Raw genomic sequence first — 15469 nt, 5'->3', positions numbered from 1 at the left:
CTACAAATTACTTTTCATGCGCATGATCCGATCATAGGATTTTCGAATTCTATCGACAGAAATCTCCCCTGCCTCCACAAATGACTTGATGATTTCATGTATTTCTGCAGCAGACCTCTTCTCATTGCCAGGTACGTTATTGGCAAACATCAGCACATCCACGTCTGCAAGAATGGCCAGTTTAATTGACTCTTTGAATCCAAAATTCTTAGAAATAGCATGCATCTGCATATCGTCCGAGAACACCGCGCCATCATAGCCCAAAAACCCTCGCAATATCTCCGGCACAATCACTGGAGAAAGTGTGGCGGGGTATCCACTTGGATCCAAATGCTTGTTGACAATATGTGCTGTCATGATCGCATCAACCCTCCCTGAGTCCAACATATACTTGTACGGCATCAACTCGCTAAACTGCCAATAGCTCGTCACGTCTGCCACACCAAGGTGCGAATCGGCATGAGAACTCCCATGTCCAGGAAAATGCTTGAGTACCGTCATCACTTCATACTCACGGTGTACATCGACCACTGCGCTCGCGTGCTTGGCAACCTCCGCCGCATCCGCCGAAAAACTCCTCCCTATCTTGGCGATCACTGGGTTTTCTGGGTTGATCGCTACGTCTACATCTGGCGCGTAGTTGAGGTTAAAGCCCAACTCATGCAAAGTCGAGGCGGTAGCAGCAGCATAGTATCTCGTGGTGTCCAAATCATCAATCGCTCCAAGGTAAGCAGCCGTCTTCGTCTCTGGAAACCCATATTTTGGTTTTAAACGATTGACTTTGCCTCCTTCTTCGTCTATACTGACAAACAACCGAATTGCCGCTTCAGCATTGAGCATGGCAATACTCCTTCTGAGTTGATCCGCTGGGCTATTCTTGTTGATATTCTTTTCAAAAAAAATCACTCCTCCAACCTTCCCCTCACGAATGTCTCGTAGCACAGGGTCTCCTGCACGCATATAGGACTGATCACCTATTCCAGTCATGATCATTTGGCCAATCATCACATCTAAACTTACTTCTCGGGGAAGGGTCACCGTATCCTCCACATACTCTTGGGCAAAACCATGATAGACAACTGATTGAAGCAGAACGAGAAACAATACTTTATTCATAATTACTTGAAACATTGAAGATGTAAATTAAATAACTAATTCTGTTTATTTTTGCTACCCTAAAATCAAAACGCTCATTTTTGAAGCACTGAGTAGGAGCGTACGACATATAACCATAGAATAAATCATGCAGATAGAGCCGGGCAAGTTGCTAGCAGGAATTCACTCTCCTGACGACATGAAAGACTTAGATGCTGTCCAATTGGTACAGCTGGCCACCGAGCTGAGACAGTACATCGTCGATGTGGTGTCCGTCTATGGTGGGCATTTTGGTGCAAGCCTAGGTGTAGTAGAACTCACCGTAGCGCTACATCATGTCTTTGACACTCCGAGCGACCAACTCATCTGGGATGTAGGACACCAAGCCTACGGTCACAAAATCCTCACCGGACGTATGGACAATTTTCATACCAACAGAGTATACGGTGGGTTGTCTGGCTTTCCCAAAATCAAAGAAAGTGAGTACGATGCTTTCGGTGTAGGCCACTCTTCCACCTCCATCTCTGCTGCTCTCGGTATGGCCGAAGCATCCAAATACAAAAAAGAAAACAACAAGCATCATATCGCCGTAATCGGTGACGGTGCGATGACAGGTGGAATGGCCTTTGAGGCGATGAATCACGCTGGAGTATCCAACTCCAACCTACTGATCATCCTCAACGACAACTGCATGTCGATCGACCCCAACGTAGGCGCGCTCCGCGACTACCTCACAGACATCACTACTTCGCATGCCTACAACAAACTTCGAGACGAAGCCTGGAAAGTCCTAGGGAAAATTAGCAAATTCGGTCCCAATGCAAGAGAAATTGCATCCAGCTTCGAAAGCAGTGTCAAGACCTTTTTGCTCAAGCAAAGTAATCTCTTTGAGTCCCTCAACCTACGTTACTTTGGTCCAATCGATGGCCATGATGTCAATCACATGACTAGCGTCCTCAAGGATCTCAAGGGCATCAATGGCCCCAAAATACTCCATGTCATCACCAAAAAAGGGAAAGGGTATTCTTTGGCAGAAAAAGACCAAACCAAATGGCATGCTCCTGGGACATTTGATAAGCTCACAGGAGAGATATTCAAAAAAGAATACGACACACCACAGCCTCCCAAGTACCAAGACGTATTTGGTCACACACTGGTGGAGCTCGCAGAAACCAACGACAAAATCATGGGAGTCACTCCCGCAATGCCTTCTGGCTCTTCGCTCAACATCATGATGAAGGCCATGCCAGACCGTGCCTTTGACGTGGGTATCGCCGAACAGCATGCTGTTACTTTTTCTGCAGGATTAGCCACACAAGGACTCGTCCCGTTTTGCAACATCTATTCGACCTTCATGCAGCGCGCGTATGACCAAGTGATTCACGATGTAGCCATCCAAAACCTACACGTCATATTCTGCCTAGATAGGGCGGGGTTTGCAGGAGCCGATGGGCCAACACATCACGGATGCTACGACATTGCATACTTCAGGTGTATACCAAACATGGTCGTCTCTGCTCCAATGAACGAGCAAGAACTCCGAAACATGATGTACACTGCCCAACTACCCGAAAACGCTAGACCCATTTCAATTCGTTACCCTCGTGGCAATGGTGTCATGCCAGATTGGAGAAAGAAATTCGAAAAAATAGAAATCGGTCAAGGCCGAAAAATAAAAGAAGGGGAGGAGCTAGCCTATTTGACACTAGGACATGTGGGCAACTACGCTACAGCAGCATGCTCACAACTAGACCAAGAAGGCCTCTCAGTAGGTCACTACGACATGCGCTTTGTCAAACCTCTCGATGAAAAACTACTGCATGAGGTATTCCAAAAATACAAGTACGTGATCACCGTAGAAGATGGCTCACTCCAAGGAGGCTTTGGGTCTGCAGTTTTAGAGTTCATGGCTGATCATGACTACCATGCCAAAGTCGTGCGCTTGGGCATTCCTGACGCCATCATCGAGCACGGCACACAGCAAGAGCTACAGAGAGACTGCGGTTTCGACACAGTAGGACTCTATCAATCCGCCAAAAAACTATTGGAAACCATCACCGCATAACCACACGATGAACATCAAAATATCTGGATCAGGAACGAGTATCGTTTTTTTACACGGGTATTGTGAAACCATGGCGATATGGACAGACTATGCCGCTGCCCTCTCCCTACAATACGAAGTAATCCTCGTCGATCTACCCGGACATGGTCAATCCAAACTCATCGTAGATGATTTTAGTATTGACGATATCGCAGACCTCATACAAGAGGAGCTTTCCGACCATGGTATCGATGAATACTTTGTCATCGGGCATTCGTTGGGAGGATATGTTGCACTTTCACTCGCTGATAATTATCCAGACAGTGTCCTCGGCTTTGGGTTATTCTCTTCCACCACATTGGCAGATGACGAAGAGAAGAAAAAGGTGCGCGACAAAGTCAAAGAATACATTCAAAACCATGGAGTAAAGAGTTTCATGAATTCCTTCTTAGAAGGTCTCTTTGCTCCCGAAAACCGCCGACGCTTTGCCTCAGAAATCGGTGAAATCAAAAAGGCGGCCATACAAACCCCTGCTGCTAGTGTCATTGCCTATGCCATGGCCATGAAAAAACGAATCGACCGTACTTATGTACTCTCGGATTGTCAAAAACCCGTATTCATCATCGCAGGAGAACGTGACATGGCTGTACGCCTAGAGACCTCCCAAGAAATGATCCAAAAGATCAACAATGGAGACTCCCTGATTCTCAAAGGTGTAGGCCACAATGGTTTTCTTGAAAACAAAAATGATAGCCTAAATTTTATCAAATCATTTATTAATCAGTACCTTTAGAAATTCCCCGAATTAGCGTTATGGGGACTCAATACATAACTGATTTATGAGAAAAGCCACAATCCTAGTACTTTTCATCCCCCTGTTTTTTGTATTTGGCTGCCAAAGCCCCTCCAATGAAACCAATGATCTAGAAATCTACACCATGGATCCAGATCATGCGGTAGATTTTGACTTGGACCAAATCAAAAAAAGAGGCTACATCACTGCCATTGTAGAAAACAGCTCCACAGGCTTGTTTTTGTACAGAGGCGAACCCATGGGGTATGAGTACGAGCTCATCTCCATCTTTGCCAAATCCATCGGTGTAGAACTACGCTTCAACATCACCAAGGACATCGCCGAGAGTTTCGACAAACTCAACAAAGGAGAAGGCGACATCATCGCACGCAACCTTACCATCACACAAAAACGAAAAAAATACATCACATTCACCGAGCCCCACCATCTGGTCCGGCAAATGCTCGTCCAGCGTAAACCCAAAAACTGGCGGGAAATGAAACTCCACGAAATAGAGAAGACACTTATCAGAAACCCTGTCGAACTCAAAGGAAAAAAGATCTATGTCAGACCAAATTCCGCCTACATCCCTCGCCTCAAAAGCCTATCGGACGAAATCGGTGGAGACATCATCGTCATCCAAGACACAGTCCATCAAGAAACAGAAGCCATCATCGAGCAAGTCGCCCATGGCGAAATCGAATACACCGTAGCTGATGAAGACATCGCACAAGTCAGTGCACGGTACTTCCCCATCCTAGATGTGGAAACAGCTGTGAGCTTCCCTCAAGAAATCGCCTGGGGCTTACGAAAAAATGCCCCCAAACTACTCCAAGTGATCAATGCATGGATAGTCAAAATGAAAAAAACCAACGAATACTATGCGCTATATGATAAGTACTTCAAAAACTACCGAGTCAGCAAAGCGATCATCAGTAGCGAATACTACTCCACGGATAGCAAAAAACTCTCTCCGTACGATAGTTTGATCAAGCACTACGCGAACCGAATCGGCTGGGACTGGAGGCTACTAGCAGCTCAAATCTCCAAAGAATCACGCTTTGACTCTCGAGCCAAATCCTGGGTAGGCGCTATCGGTCTCATGCAAATCATGCCACGTACAGGACGAGCCTATGGCAGCTTCAATCTCTATGATCCTCAACAAAACCTAGATGCAGGGACAGAACACCTCCTATGGTTGGAAAACAAATGGAAACATATTCCAAATGAAACCGAAAGGGAGAAGTTTATCCTAGCCTCATACAATGTAGGTGATGGACACGTCCGAGATGCCGTCAAACTCACCAAAAAATACGGGGGAGACCCTACCGTCTGGGAGGACAACGTCTCCAAATACCTGCTCCTCAAATCCAAAAGGAAATATTTCGAAGACCCTGTCGTCACCTATGGCTACTGCCGCGGTAGCGAACCTGTCGAATACGTCAGTGACATCTTGTACCGCTATGACCGCTACCTACAAATGGTCCCACTAACTGATAGCCTCTCTACCGATAGCATAAACTAATGTATCACCATGATATTCGCCCATGATTGACTAATTTGAAAACACCTGACCAAACCATGGACGAACAAATACATCAACTCTATACCGAATACATCAAATACCGACGAATCTCTCTCTCCAAGGAGCAATTTGTCTATCTGACCAAGCTGTACCCTGCATTGCTCGTATGCATGAGCGACGGTGTCCTGGACCAAGAAGAATGGAATGGGATCGTCATGGCGACCCGAGGACTCGCTGCAGAATTCGAATCCCCAACTGATGATAGAGACCGGGTAGCCATGGCCTTTCGGACCGAGATCCGGTATCTCCTCGACAACATCGACAAGTGGAACAAAAAGTTTCTCAATGCCCTACAGCATAGCATCAAGGAGGATCCACTTGACCAAGAATTTGTCCTAGAGACCATGTACCTCTTTGCCAATATCGCTGGGGGTATTTCGGAGGAAGAAGAAGCTTCCATCCGCTCTCTATCCAACCGGTTAGGTATTAAGAATTAGCCCATTTTGGCAACCGAACCTGGTCCAGGTAAAAACCAAAACGGTTCGATTCATAATCCAAAGGAACAATCTTAGTAATTTCCACTTCCTTGTATGCGATAAAAACCTCAAAGTAATGTCCGTTCAAAAGAAATAAATTGATCTTGAACCGATAGTACCGGATATCCATCACAAATTGAGCATGTTCATACAGGTGCTGAATCTTATCTTCTAAAGACAGGTCCATGAATTTCATCTTCCCCATATACCTTCCTGTTGTTTGAGATAAGTTACAAAAAATCATGAACACGATTCTCCTCCCAAGACAAAAATAGACTACCGAGTCCTTTCTAGACTTCCTTTCAATTGCTATCTTAACCTACACAACTACCCCAAATATATGGCTAAGATTAACACCATCGATTTACACTTCAAAGGACTCGAACACGCCATCGCCTCCTATCTCATCGAAACCTCTGACGGGCCTGTTCTCATCGAAACCGGGCCCCATTCCACCTATCCCGCACTCGTCAGTGCCATCCAGTCACATGGCTACCACCTCGAAGACATCCGGCACGTTCTGCTCACCCACATTCACCTAGACCATGCCGGAGCTGCATGGGCATTTGCAGAGCAGCGAGCACAGATCTACCTTCACCCCTTTGGCGCACGCAACATGGCCGACCCCTCTCGCCTCATGGCTTCTGCTCGGCAAATCTACCAAGAGCAAATGGACTCTCTCTGGGGTCAAATGAAGCCTATACCAGAAACACAATTGACACAAGTCGAGCACCAACAGACTGTAACTATCGGCGGAGTGAACTTCGTAAGTCTCCATACTCCTGGGCACGCCAAACACCATATCGCTTGGCAGATAGAAGACAGCATATGCACTGGGGATGTCGCGGGTGTCAAAATTGGCGGTGGACCGGTACAGCCTCCATGCCCTCCGCCAGACATTCACATCGAAGACTGGCTAGACTCTATCGCTCTACTGCGTCAGCGAAAAGCCAAAAGACTCTACCTAACACACTATGATTATGTCGAAAACATAGACGAACACCTCGATCAGTTATCTACAATGCTCGAGAGTTGGTCGTCCTTCGTCTACGAACACTGGAAAGACGGTCTGAGCAACGAGGCAATCATTCCACTTTTTCAATCTTTCACCACCGATCAACTCCGAGCCTCAGGACTCAACAACATACAGATCGCCCAATATGAAGCGGCCAACCCCTCATGGATGAGCGTAGCGGGGCTTGTTCGCTACTGGACCAAGAAAACACAACCCTGACATGCAACAACTCACCAACCACAAACACCTCGTATTCATTGATATTGAAACGGCCTCTGCAGTAGAAAACTTCGGAGATCTAGACGACAAATTCCAAGCACTTTGGATCAAAAAAGCCAATCTCCTCAACGGAGAAGCGGAATATGACCCAATAGAATTCTACTTCGATCGCGCAGGCATCTATGCCGAATTTGGCAAAATCATTTGTATCTCCGTAGGCATGCTCTACCTAGACGAAAAGAAAGAATGGAACTTTCGAGTCAAGGCGCTAACCTCTGAAAGCGAACACGACCTCCTTCTATCCTTTATCAAACTGTTTCAAAACCATGACCAGAGCAAAATTCAGCTTTGTGCGCACAACGGCAAAGAATTTGACTACCCCTACCTTTCGCGCCGCATGCTTATCAACCAAATCCCTCTGCCTCCATACCTCGAACTATCTGGCAAGAAACCGTGGGAGATACAACACCTGGACACCATGCAAATGTGGAAATTTGGAGACTGGAAGAGTTTTACTTCTCTCGACCTTTTGACGTCAGTCTTTGACATCCCGTCTCCCAAAGGGGACATCAATGGCAGTGATGTCAACCGAGTCTACTATCAAGAAAAAGATCTAAATAGAATCGCACACTATTGCAACCAAGATGTCATCGCTACCGCGCAAGTATTCCTCAAAATGAAAGGGATGGAAATAGTCTCTGCAGACAAAATCACAGCAGTAGAATAACCTTCAAGAGCGGTTGGACGTATTCTCCACAAGGTTTGCGAACCCGAAGAACTAAAAATTGTAAACCAACTGAAAACCATTGGCTCCTTGATGATTGAAAAAGGAGACATTGAGGTTGTCAAGACGACGGAGGTATTTCTTTTCTTTGGCATTGCCAATGATGGCCAAAGTTGTTCCTCCTGCGATCAACGGTATACCTAGATATACTAAGCCCACGACACCATACACTGCGCTTTCGCTATCAGTCATATACTGCTGCGAGTACGAATCATAGTACCAGTCAGCACTCGAGATGACAACAGCACTTGCGATAGTCACGACCGCTCCAGCAGCCAGCATCGTAAAGCCCGTACGCTTGAGTTTGCTGTATTGTGCCACTTTGCGCAGCGCTTCCTTTTGGGCAGGACTGACAGAAGACACGTGGTTTTCTTGGTACTGGGCCTGTGACGTGAGTCCAAAAAACAAGAGAAGAGCGAGAAGAAGGAGGTTTTTCATAGCCTAGTTTGGTTCGTTTCTCAAAAATAGAAACATTTCAGCAAAGTAACATTCCACCCAAATATTTAAAGCTTTGTGTGGTAAGCTGATTAGATTTACTTGAATTTTATACAACAGCCCTTATGGCAAAAAAGAAAAATAACCAGCGAAAATCTAAACCCGCTGGAAAAACTCCCAACCTATCCTACATCAAAAGATCCGTAAGAGACGTGTTTGAAGACAACTCTAACACAAGCCTATCTGTCAAACAGATCTTCACCAAAGCAGGCATCCGCGACAAAAACAGCAAACGTGAGACGGTCAACTACCTCCTCGAGCTAGAGCACGAAGGAGTCCTAAAACAACTCCGCAATGGGCACTTCGTCCTCACAGAAGAAAAAAATGCATCGGAAAACAGTGGACTCGTCGGCCGTGTAGATCATGTCAACAAACGCTTTGCATACATCGTCTTAGACAATGATACCGACGAAGATATCGATGACATATGGGTCAAAACCGAAGACCTACAAAATGCCATCGATGGGGACCGGGTAGAAGTACGAATGAAACAAGGTCGCAGGTCAGGTTCCAAGCCCGAAGGCAAAGTCGTCCGCATCATCGAGCGCACCAAAAACGAATTCGTAGGCAAAATCGAAATTTTACCCAAATACGCATTTGTCGTACCTGACAACAGAAAAATATACGTCGACATATTCGTCTACCCCGAGAAAATCGGCAAAGCACAGACCAACGACAAGGTACTCGTCAAGATCAAAGAATGGCATGGTGGCAAGGCCAAAAACCCCGTAGGGCAAGTCACTAAGGTGCTCGGCCAAGCTGGAGAAAACGAAGCGGAAATCCACTCGATCATGGCTGAATTTGATCTGCCTTTTGAGTTCCCTAAAAACGTAGAGAAAGCGGCAGAAAACATCAACACGGAAATCACAAAAGAAGAAATCAAGAAACGAAAGGATTTCAGAGACATCACCACCTTTACCATCGATCCAGAAGACGCCAAGGATTTTGATGATGCGATTTCCATCCAAAAGCTCAAAAATGGAAACCACGAAATCGGAGTACACATCGCAGACGTGTCCCACTACGTGGAGCCAGATGGCATTCTCGATCTCGAAGCAATCAACCGCGCTACGTCCGTCTACCTCGTCGATCGTACGATCCCGATGCTCCCAGAGAAACTCTCTAACGGTGTCTGTTCGCTACGCCCCCACGAAGAAAAACTTACTTTCTCCGCTGTCTTTGAAATCGACGAGAATGCCAACATCAAAAAGCAGTGGTTTGGTAGAACAGTCACCTACTCGGACCGACGGTTTACTTACGAAGAAGCACAAGAACGCATAGAGTCTGGTGAGGGAGAATACCAAGAGGAAATCAACACCCTCAATGCTCTTGCCAAAAAACTAAAGAAAAAACGCTTCGATCAGGGAGCGATCAACTTCGAAACCGTCGAAGTGAAATTCAAACTCGACGAAAACGGAAAACCACTGGGCATCATCCCCAAAGTACGAAAGGATGCACACAAACTCGTCGAGGAATTCATGCTACTCGCCAATAAGAGCGTGGCGGAGTATGTATTCAAACTCGACGGTGGCAAGGACACTTTCGTCTACCGTACTCACGACGATCCCAACTCTGAGAAACTAGAAAGCTTCTCCAAATTTGCCGTCAAGTTTGGTCATCGCGTGACTGGCATCCAACACGATGTATCCAAAGCTCTCAACCAACTCATGGAAGACATCCAGGGCAAACCCGAGCAAAACGTATTGGAATCACTGGCCATTCGCTCCATGTCCAAGGCCGCCTATGTCACAGACCCCAAAGGTCACTTCGGGTTGGCATTTGCGCACTACACGCACTTCACTTCGCCAATTCGTCGATACCCTGATGTGATGGTCCATCGCCTGCTCCAGCACTACCTGCTCAAGAAGAAGTCTCCCAAAGCAGACGAATACAAAGAACTCTGCCGCCACTCTTCCGAAAGAGAAAAACGAGCTGCAGATGCGGAGCGTGCTTCGATCAAGTTCAAACAAGTAGAGTTCATGCAGTCCGTCGAGCAGAAACCTTTCGAAGGCGTCATCTCAGGAGTCACCGAGTTTGGTATCTTCGTCGAGATCACCGAGACCAAATGCGAAGGAATGGTCCGTGCCGCCAGCATGACGGATGACTTCTACGAGTTTGACGAAAAGAACTATTGCATGATTGGCAAACGAAACAAAAGAGTATTTACTTTGGGCGATCAAGTGATCGTAATGGTCGTCGGCACTGATATCAACCGCCGTACGATAGATTTAGAGTTTGTTGACATCAATGACTGAAGATTTAAGAGCCTATCAAGAGAAGCTCAATGACGCCATCGCGCAGATAGAGTTTGACAAGCACCCCAACGAATTGTACGCACCACTGGCCTATACCCTAGACTTGGGAGGCAAGCGAATGCGTCCCATTTTGGCCATCATGGCATATCTCACCAAAAAGAAAGATTGGGAGACCATCATTCATCCTGCGCTCTCCATCGAGCTCTTTCACAACTTCACTCTCATCCACGATGACATCATGGATGAGGCCCCACTTCGCCGTGGACAAGAAACTGTGTACAAAAAATGGAACAAGGACATTGCCATACTCTCTGGTGATACACTGATGATCATGGCCTACGACCTCCTACTAGAGGCACAGTATGATGACATTCGTTACCTCATCAAGCTCTTCAACCAATGTGCGATAGAGGTCTGCGAAGGGCAGCAGCTCGACATGAACTTTGAGAATCTACCTACAGTATCCGAAGAGGAATACATCGAGATGATCAAACTCAAAACCGCTGTTCTTTTAGGATATTCGCTAGAACTAGGTGGCTTGCTCGCAGGCATGACTCGAGAAGAGGCCATCCACCTGAGAGATTTTGGGGTCAACATCGGTATAGGCTTTCAACTCAAGGATGATATCCTAGATGTCTATGGCGATGCAGACAAGTTTGGCAAGCAAGTAGGAGGGGACATCCTTGCCAACAAGAAGACTTTCCTTCTCCTCAAAGCCATTGAGCATGCCGAAGGAGACGCTGCTCAAAACCTCGAATACTGGCTCCAACAAACGGAATTTGATGTACACAAAAAAGTACAGGAGGTCAAAAAGGTTTATGAACAACTTAAGATCAAAGAAATTTCGGAGCAAAAGATGAATCACTACTTTGACTTGGGCTTTCAACAACTCGACGATCTAGACTCTAGCAAGTACGACCTAGAACCTCTCAAAGCCTTCACCCAGGCTTTGATCCAAAGAGATCATTGATATGATGTATATCATACAACTCATCTACATCCATCAAGGGCAAGAAGAAGTTTTTCATGAATTTGAATCGCTTGCCATTCCTCTCATGGAAAAATACAACGGCAAATTAATCCAAAGAATACGACCAGGTCAAGCCGCCTTCATCGCTGGTGATGATGAAAAACCCTATGAGGTTCACATAGTCTCTTTCGATTCTCAAGACGATTTTGACCGATTCAAACAAGACGACACGAGGAAACAATTTCTTCATCTAAAAGAACAATCTGTTCGATCCATTTTGATGGTACAAGGGACCAAACTATAAACAGCAAATATGTCTATCACTATCATTTTGATCATCCTCACCGTAGCGGTGAGTTATGCCGCGCTCCAAAATCCCAGCCTACAATACAAGCTCATGATGAACCCTGTGCGCATCCTACAGGACAGGCAGTGGTACCGCGTCATCACTTCCGGGTTCATCCATGGCAGTTGGATGCACCTCGCCTTCAACATGTTTACTTTCTATTTTTTCGGAAGGTTCGTAGAGCAGTTATTCTTTCGCCTCAAAGGCGAAGCAGGTGCTTTGTACTTCATCGGTTTTTATCTCCTAGCCATCGTAATCTCCGACTTGCCGTCACTCATCAAACACAAGAATGATTCTCGCTACAACTCACTCGGAGCATCGGGGGGCGTATCTGCCGTGGTCTTCAGTAGTATTCTCTTTTACCCCACCAATGACGTTTGTTTGTACGGGTTCATATGTATCCCGGGCTTCATCATGGGTGCCATATATCTGATCTACTCCTACATGAAGGGGAAGGAAATGTCCGACAATATCAACCACGATGCTCACCTCATCGGCGCTGTCTTTGGAATCGTCTTTAGTGTGATCATGGATCCAGGAGTTCTCTCTTCGTTCATCAGTCAGATTGCAGACTGGCGGTGGTTCAATTGAAGCTATACGCAGAATAGGTGTCCAAGAACTCTTCGTCTCTAAAGTTGGGGTTCAAGACGACATTTTTGAATTCGTACTTTTCGAATAAGCCGACCTCATCGTAGATATCGATGCGGAGTGGGATGCGTCTGTCTACATCTATGAATAGCTTCATCTTAGCAGAATAGTCCGTGGGCAATTTCAGGACATCTCCGGATTTGAGATCATCTAGGTACAAGTCGCTGTTTTTCTCTTTGATCATGTACTCGCTCAAGCGATACTTCTTGGCGATACTTGCTAGGGTCTCCCCACCAGACACTGCGTAGTTCACATATTTGAAAGCTGGGTTTTCCATCACGATCACATCACAGGTTTTACCATCCACCAGAGTCATCCCTTGGTACTCCACGAGGTTGTTGATCTCGTTTTTGTATTTGTAAAACAAGTACTCCAGTACCGAAATCACCCCGTCATACCCTGCATCGAGGACAGAATAATGTTGGTTCTTCATCATGATGTCTCCTCTCGGGTCCAGTTTCATGTTGACATAGGGAAACCCATTTGGATTGACCAGAGCTTTGGTATCGTCTTCTGGATGAGGGTAGAGAACTTCGAGTCCGTTGTTGGGAAAGCTCTCTTTGAAATACACACGGTGCGGCACCTTGGTCATTTTGATCGAGGCGATATTTTTGTGCATTTTACCACGCACACGCTCTTGACGAACGAAATCATAAGACATCGTACGTATCTCTTGTGTAGATTGAAATACCTCCTTGACCTTATCGGTGACAGAAACTGTCACAGGATCAGTAATATCAAACGAACTCAAGGTGAAAAAAAGGCAAATTGCCAAACTATATGCTGCTTTCATGACTTCTATTGTCTAATGGGTAGCCATACGTTCTAGGTGGTCATTCACTAGGAAGACAACTACTAAGCCCGTTACCCCTAGTCGTCGTTGGTTTTGACTTTCGCGCGAAGCTTTTCTTGGGGGTTGTTGGCCCAAATGGACAATATCGTCAACACCACATAGAGTCCAAAGCACACCCAGCCCGCAAATGTATAACTCCCAAACCAAGCCAAAGATTCACTAAAGAGCATTGGTCCCAAGGCACTACCTACCACGACCATCGTAATCGCTCTGCCAGAGATCGCCCCCAAATGCGCCTTGCCATAAAACCTCGGCCAAGTCACCGACAAGATCACGGCATACAAGCCCATCATCACTCCATTGCCCAAGACCAGCAGATAGAAAAACACATCGATCTCTCCCAGCCTGGGTACCACTAGATGCCCTTCTCCGAGGAAAATCATCCCAATCAATGCCGTACACGAACCCACTCCCATGATGTAGAGCAGGTATTTCAGTTTGATATGGTCACTGAGGCTACTCACCCCGAGTGTCACACAGATCGCGATGATCGACGAAGGCAAAAAGATCGAAACCGAAGTCTCCCGAGAATACCCCGCCAGTTCGAACACCGACACAATGTTGAACGTCAGCCCCGTCCAATAGAGCGCCTGCATCGCAAGCATCAGTGCAAAAATCCAAAAACCCAGCGTACGTTGTGCTTCCGCGAGTGTAAAGTCCCGAACCACCGGAAACCGGTTGGCTTTGCTTTTTTGAGACTCGACAAAATCACCGTCTGGCTTCAGTCCACTATTTTCGGGATCGTCTCTGAAGAAAGTCACTACGAAAAAAGGAAACACAAACCCCGTGATCACTGCCAATATCATCCACGCTCCATCCCACGCATAGCTCTGGATCAGCAACTCAAACAACACTGGAGCAGAAGCAAAAGTCAGCGAAGTGGCGACATTGCTAAAACCCATCGCGAAACCTCGCCGCTTCTCAAACCACTTCATCATCATGTTGCGCGAAACGAGTGTCAGCGCTCCTTGTCCTGAAAACCGCAAAGCAAAAAAACCAGAACACATGATGATGAAATTGACGACCATCGACGATCCGTCCGCCCCAAAAAGAGACTGAACCGTGTCTACTTGACTGAGATAGATCAATACCACACCAAGAGCTAAAGAGGAAATTAGCGCAATCGGACGAGCACCATGCTTGTCGTATTTTTGTCCCACCCAAGTCAGCATCGATGCACTCAGCACAGTACCACACATATAAGCAAAACTCAATTGGGTACGTGACATTCCCATCACCTCGATCAAACTATCAGTAAATGTCGATACACCCATAGTCTGACCAGGAATACTCATCGTGATCCCCACCGTACCACTGATGATAATCATCCACCCATAAAAAAATGGCCATTTCTTAGGGTGAAATGGCCAGTTACCCAATTTTTTGTGATCTATCATATTTTTAGAACGGTACGTAGGCTGAGCGCCTGTTGTCTTATAGACGAGCCTTGTCGAGCAGTTGGCTCAGCGTGTCCGCGTCTTCTTCGGTCAGCCCAAAATGCTCGGCACGCATCTGATTCATTTGATTCGTCATGTCATCGAGGACGCGCTGACCCTCTACACTGATTCGGATATCCATGCTACGCCTATTACTTTCGTTGAGACAGCGATCGATGTAGCCCATCTTGACAAGCTTGTCGAGGAGTCTAGTGATATCCGGACTCTTGTCAAGCATCACCTTCTTGATCTCACTCGGACAACTCGCCTCTGGGTAGGCACCATTGACGATACGTAGGACGTTGTAGTGTTGGGGGAGGATATTGTATTGTTTGAGAATGTCTCGGTTGAGATCTCGAAACCAGTTGGCGGTATACATGATGTTGACCATGGCCTTGTTTCGATTGTCCTTGAATTTCGTTTTTATTTCTTGGCCTATTTCCATCTTGTTTCCT

Annotated in this window: 16 protein-coding genes; 10 read left to right on the top strand and 6 right to left on the bottom strand. The window is 46.3% G+C overall.

The features are described 5' to 3' along the window. The gene (locus BFP72_RS17820; RefSeq protein ID WP_099600433.1) at positions 1 to 1131 is read right to left on the bottom strand and encodes a glycoside hydrolase family 3 protein; all 1131 of its coding nucleotides are present in this window, start codon (positions 1129 to 1131) and stop codon (positions 1 to 3) included. A 112-nt stretch (positions 1132 to 1243) separates the two neighbouring features. On the opposite strand from BFP72_RS17820, the gene dxs reads away from it, so the two are divergent. The 4 genes from dxs to BFP72_RS17800 are packed head-to-tail and all read left to right on the top strand — an operon-like array spanning position 1244 to position 5954. Then, complete coding sequence (gene dxs, locus BFP72_RS17815) at positions 1244 to 3160, top strand: 1-deoxy-D-xylulose-5-phosphate synthase (RefSeq protein ID WP_099600432.1); 1917 nt, start codon at positions 1244 to 1246, stop codon at positions 3158 to 3160. A 7-nt stretch (positions 3161 to 3167) separates the two neighbouring features. Further along, on the top strand, positions 3168 to 3932 hold the full coding sequence (locus BFP72_RS17810) for an alpha/beta fold hydrolase (RefSeq protein WP_099600431.1): 765 nt from the start codon (positions 3168 to 3170) through the stop codon (positions 3930 to 3932). 46 nt (positions 3933 to 3978) lie between these two features. After that, positions 3979 to 5457, top strand: a complete 1479-nt coding sequence (locus tag BFP72_RS17805) for a transporter substrate-binding domain-containing protein (protein ID WP_099600430.1) — start codon at positions 3979 to 3981, stop codon at positions 5455 to 5457. 56 nt (positions 5458 to 5513) lie between these two features. Continuing rightward, a complete protein-coding gene (locus BFP72_RS17800) occupies positions 5514 to 5954 on the top strand; it encodes a hypothetical protein (RefSeq protein ID WP_099600429.1) in 441 nt (146 codons plus the stop codon). Here the strand turns inward: BFP72_RS17800 and BFP72_RS17795 are convergent. After that, the gene (locus tag BFP72_RS17795; protein ID WP_099600428.1) at positions 5944 to 6198 is read right to left on the bottom strand and encodes a hypothetical protein; all 255 of its coding nucleotides are present in this window, start codon (positions 6196 to 6198) and stop codon (positions 5944 to 5946) included. The two genes, BFP72_RS17800 and BFP72_RS17795, sit on opposite strands and share 11 nt — an antisense overlap. 135 nt (positions 6199 to 6333) lie before the next feature. Between BFP72_RS17795 and BFP72_RS17790 the strand changes: the two genes are divergently transcribed. Continuing rightward, positions 6334 to 7227, top strand: a complete 894-nt coding sequence (locus BFP72_RS17790; protein WP_099600427.1) for an MBL fold metallo-hydrolase — start codon at positions 6334 to 6336, stop codon at positions 7225 to 7227. 1 nt (position 7228) lies between these two features. Continuing rightward, positions 7229 to 7954, top strand: coding sequence for a 3'-5' exonuclease (locus tag BFP72_RS17785; RefSeq protein WP_099600426.1), 726 nt, complete (start codon positions 7229 to 7231; stop codon positions 7952 to 7954). Positions 7955 to 8005: 51 nt separating this feature from the next. Here BFP72_RS17785 and BFP72_RS17780 read toward each other — a convergent pair whose 3' ends face one another. Continuing rightward, entirely contained in the window at positions 8006 to 8449 is a 444-nt protein-coding gene (locus tag BFP72_RS17780) for a hypothetical protein (protein ID WP_099600425.1), read from the bottom strand. 122 nt (positions 8450 to 8571) lie between these two features. On the opposite strand from BFP72_RS17780, the gene rnr reads away from it, so the two are divergent. From rnr to BFP72_RS17760, 4 genes are read left to right on the top strand one after another with little or no spacing between them, the layout of a single operon-like run. Further along, positions 8572 to 10761, top strand: a complete 2190-nt coding sequence (gene rnr, locus BFP72_RS17775; protein WP_099600424.1) for a ribonuclease R — start codon at positions 8572 to 8574, stop codon at positions 10759 to 10761. Beyond that, entirely contained in the window at positions 10754 to 11731 is a 978-nt protein-coding gene (locus BFP72_RS17770) for a polyprenyl synthetase family protein (protein ID WP_099600423.1), read from the top strand. Before rnr ends, BFP72_RS17770 begins: the two co-directional genes overlap by 8 nt. 1 nt (position 11732) lies before the next feature. Continuing rightward, positions 11733 to 12035 carry a DUF1330 domain-containing protein gene (locus tag BFP72_RS17765; RefSeq protein WP_099600422.1) on the top strand — a complete coding sequence of 101 codons (303 nt, stop codon included), beginning with the start codon at positions 11733 to 11735 and terminating at the stop codon, positions 12033 to 12035. A 9-nt stretch (positions 12036 to 12044) separates the two neighbouring features. Next, positions 12045 to 12668, top strand: coding sequence for a rhomboid family intramembrane serine protease (locus BFP72_RS17760; protein WP_099600421.1), 624 nt, complete (start codon positions 12045 to 12047; stop codon positions 12666 to 12668). On the opposite strand, the gene BFP72_RS17755 is transcribed toward BFP72_RS17760, so the two are convergent. The 3 genes from BFP72_RS17755 to BFP72_RS17745 all read right to left on the bottom strand — a co-directional run bounded on the left by BFP72_RS17755 (position 12661) and on the right by BFP72_RS17745 (position 15459). After that, positions 12661 to 13518: a DUF1571 domain-containing protein gene (locus BFP72_RS17755; protein ID WP_099600420.1), complete on the bottom strand. Its 858-nt coding sequence runs from the start codon at positions 13516 to 13518 to the stop codon at positions 12661 to 12663. The two genes, BFP72_RS17760 and BFP72_RS17755, sit on opposite strands and share 8 nt — an antisense overlap. 77 nt (positions 13519 to 13595) lie before the next feature. Continuing rightward, a complete protein-coding gene (locus tag BFP72_RS17750) occupies positions 13596 to 14975 on the bottom strand; it encodes a nitrate/nitrite transporter (protein ID WP_099600419.1) in 1380 nt (459 codons plus the stop codon). Between the two features lie 37 nt (positions 14976 to 15012). Next, positions 15013 to 15459 (bottom strand): MarR family winged helix-turn-helix transcriptional regulator, encoded by a 447-nt coding sequence (locus BFP72_RS17745; RefSeq protein ID WP_143520123.1) that lies wholly within the window; start codon positions 15457 to 15459, stop codon positions 15013 to 15015. Positions 15460 to 15469 lie beyond the last annotated feature (10 nt).

It is taken from the genome of Reichenbachiella sp. 5M10, assembly GCF_002742335.1.
Classification (GTDB): domain Bacteria; phylum Bacteroidota; class Bacteroidia; order Cytophagales; family Cyclobacteriaceae; genus Reichenbachiella.
This window is presented reverse-complemented; position numbering and strand designations above follow the sequence as displayed.

Coding starts and splice junctions, on each gene's coding strand:
- BFP72_RS17760 (WP_099600421.1), top strand. CDS start 12,045: ATGTCTATCACTATCATTTTGATCATCCTCACCGTAGCGGTGAGTTAT.
- BFP72_RS17805 (WP_099600430.1), top strand. CDS start 3,979: ATGAGAAAAGCCACAATCCTAGTACTTTTCATCCCCCTGTTTTTTGTA.
- BFP72_RS17770 (WP_099600423.1), top strand. CDS start 10,754: ATGACTGAAGATTTAAGAGCCTATCAAGAGAAGCTCAATGACGCCATC.
- BFP72_RS17810 (WP_099600431.1), top strand. CDS start 3,168: ATGAACATCAAAATATCTGGATCAGGAACGAGTATCGTTTTTTTACAC.
- dxs (WP_099600432.1), top strand. CDS start 1,244: ATGCAGATAGAGCCGGGCAAGTTGCTAGCAGGAATTCACTCTCCTGAC.
- BFP72_RS17785 (WP_099600426.1), top strand. CDS start 7,229: ATGCAACAACTCACCAACCACAAACACCTCGTATTCATTGATATTGAA.
- BFP72_RS17750 (WP_099600419.1), bottom strand. CDS start 14,975: ATGATAGATCACAAAAAATTGGGTAACTGGCCATTTCACCCTAAGAAA.
- rnr (WP_099600424.1), top strand. CDS start 8,572: ATGGCAAAAAAGAAAAATAACCAGCGAAAATCTAAACCCGCTGGAAAA.
- BFP72_RS17795 (WP_099600428.1), bottom strand. CDS start 6,198: ATGGGGAAGATGAAATTCATGGACCTGTCTTTAGAAGATAAGATTCAG.
- BFP72_RS17755 (WP_099600420.1), bottom strand. CDS start 13,518: ATGAAAGCAGCATATAGTTTGGCAATTTGCCTTTTTTTCACCTTGAGT.
- BFP72_RS17790 (WP_099600427.1), top strand. CDS start 6,334: ATGGCTAAGATTAACACCATCGATTTACACTTCAAAGGACTCGAACAC.
- BFP72_RS17745 (WP_143520123.1), bottom strand. CDS start 15,459: ATGGAAATAGGCCAAGAAATAAAAACGAAATTCAAGGACAATCGAAAC.
- BFP72_RS17780 (WP_099600425.1), bottom strand. CDS start 8,449: ATGAAAAACCTCCTTCTTCTCGCTCTTCTCTTGTTTTTTGGACTCACG.
- BFP72_RS17820 (WP_099600433.1), bottom strand. CDS start 1,131: ATGTTTCAAGTAATTATGAATAAAGTATTGTTTCTCGTTCTGCTTCAA.
- BFP72_RS17765 (WP_099600422.1), top strand. CDS start 11,733: ATGATGTATATCATACAACTCATCTACATCCATCAAGGGCAAGAAGAA.
- BFP72_RS17800 (WP_099600429.1), top strand. CDS start 5,514: ATGGACGAACAAATACATCAACTCTATACCGAATACATCAAATACCGA.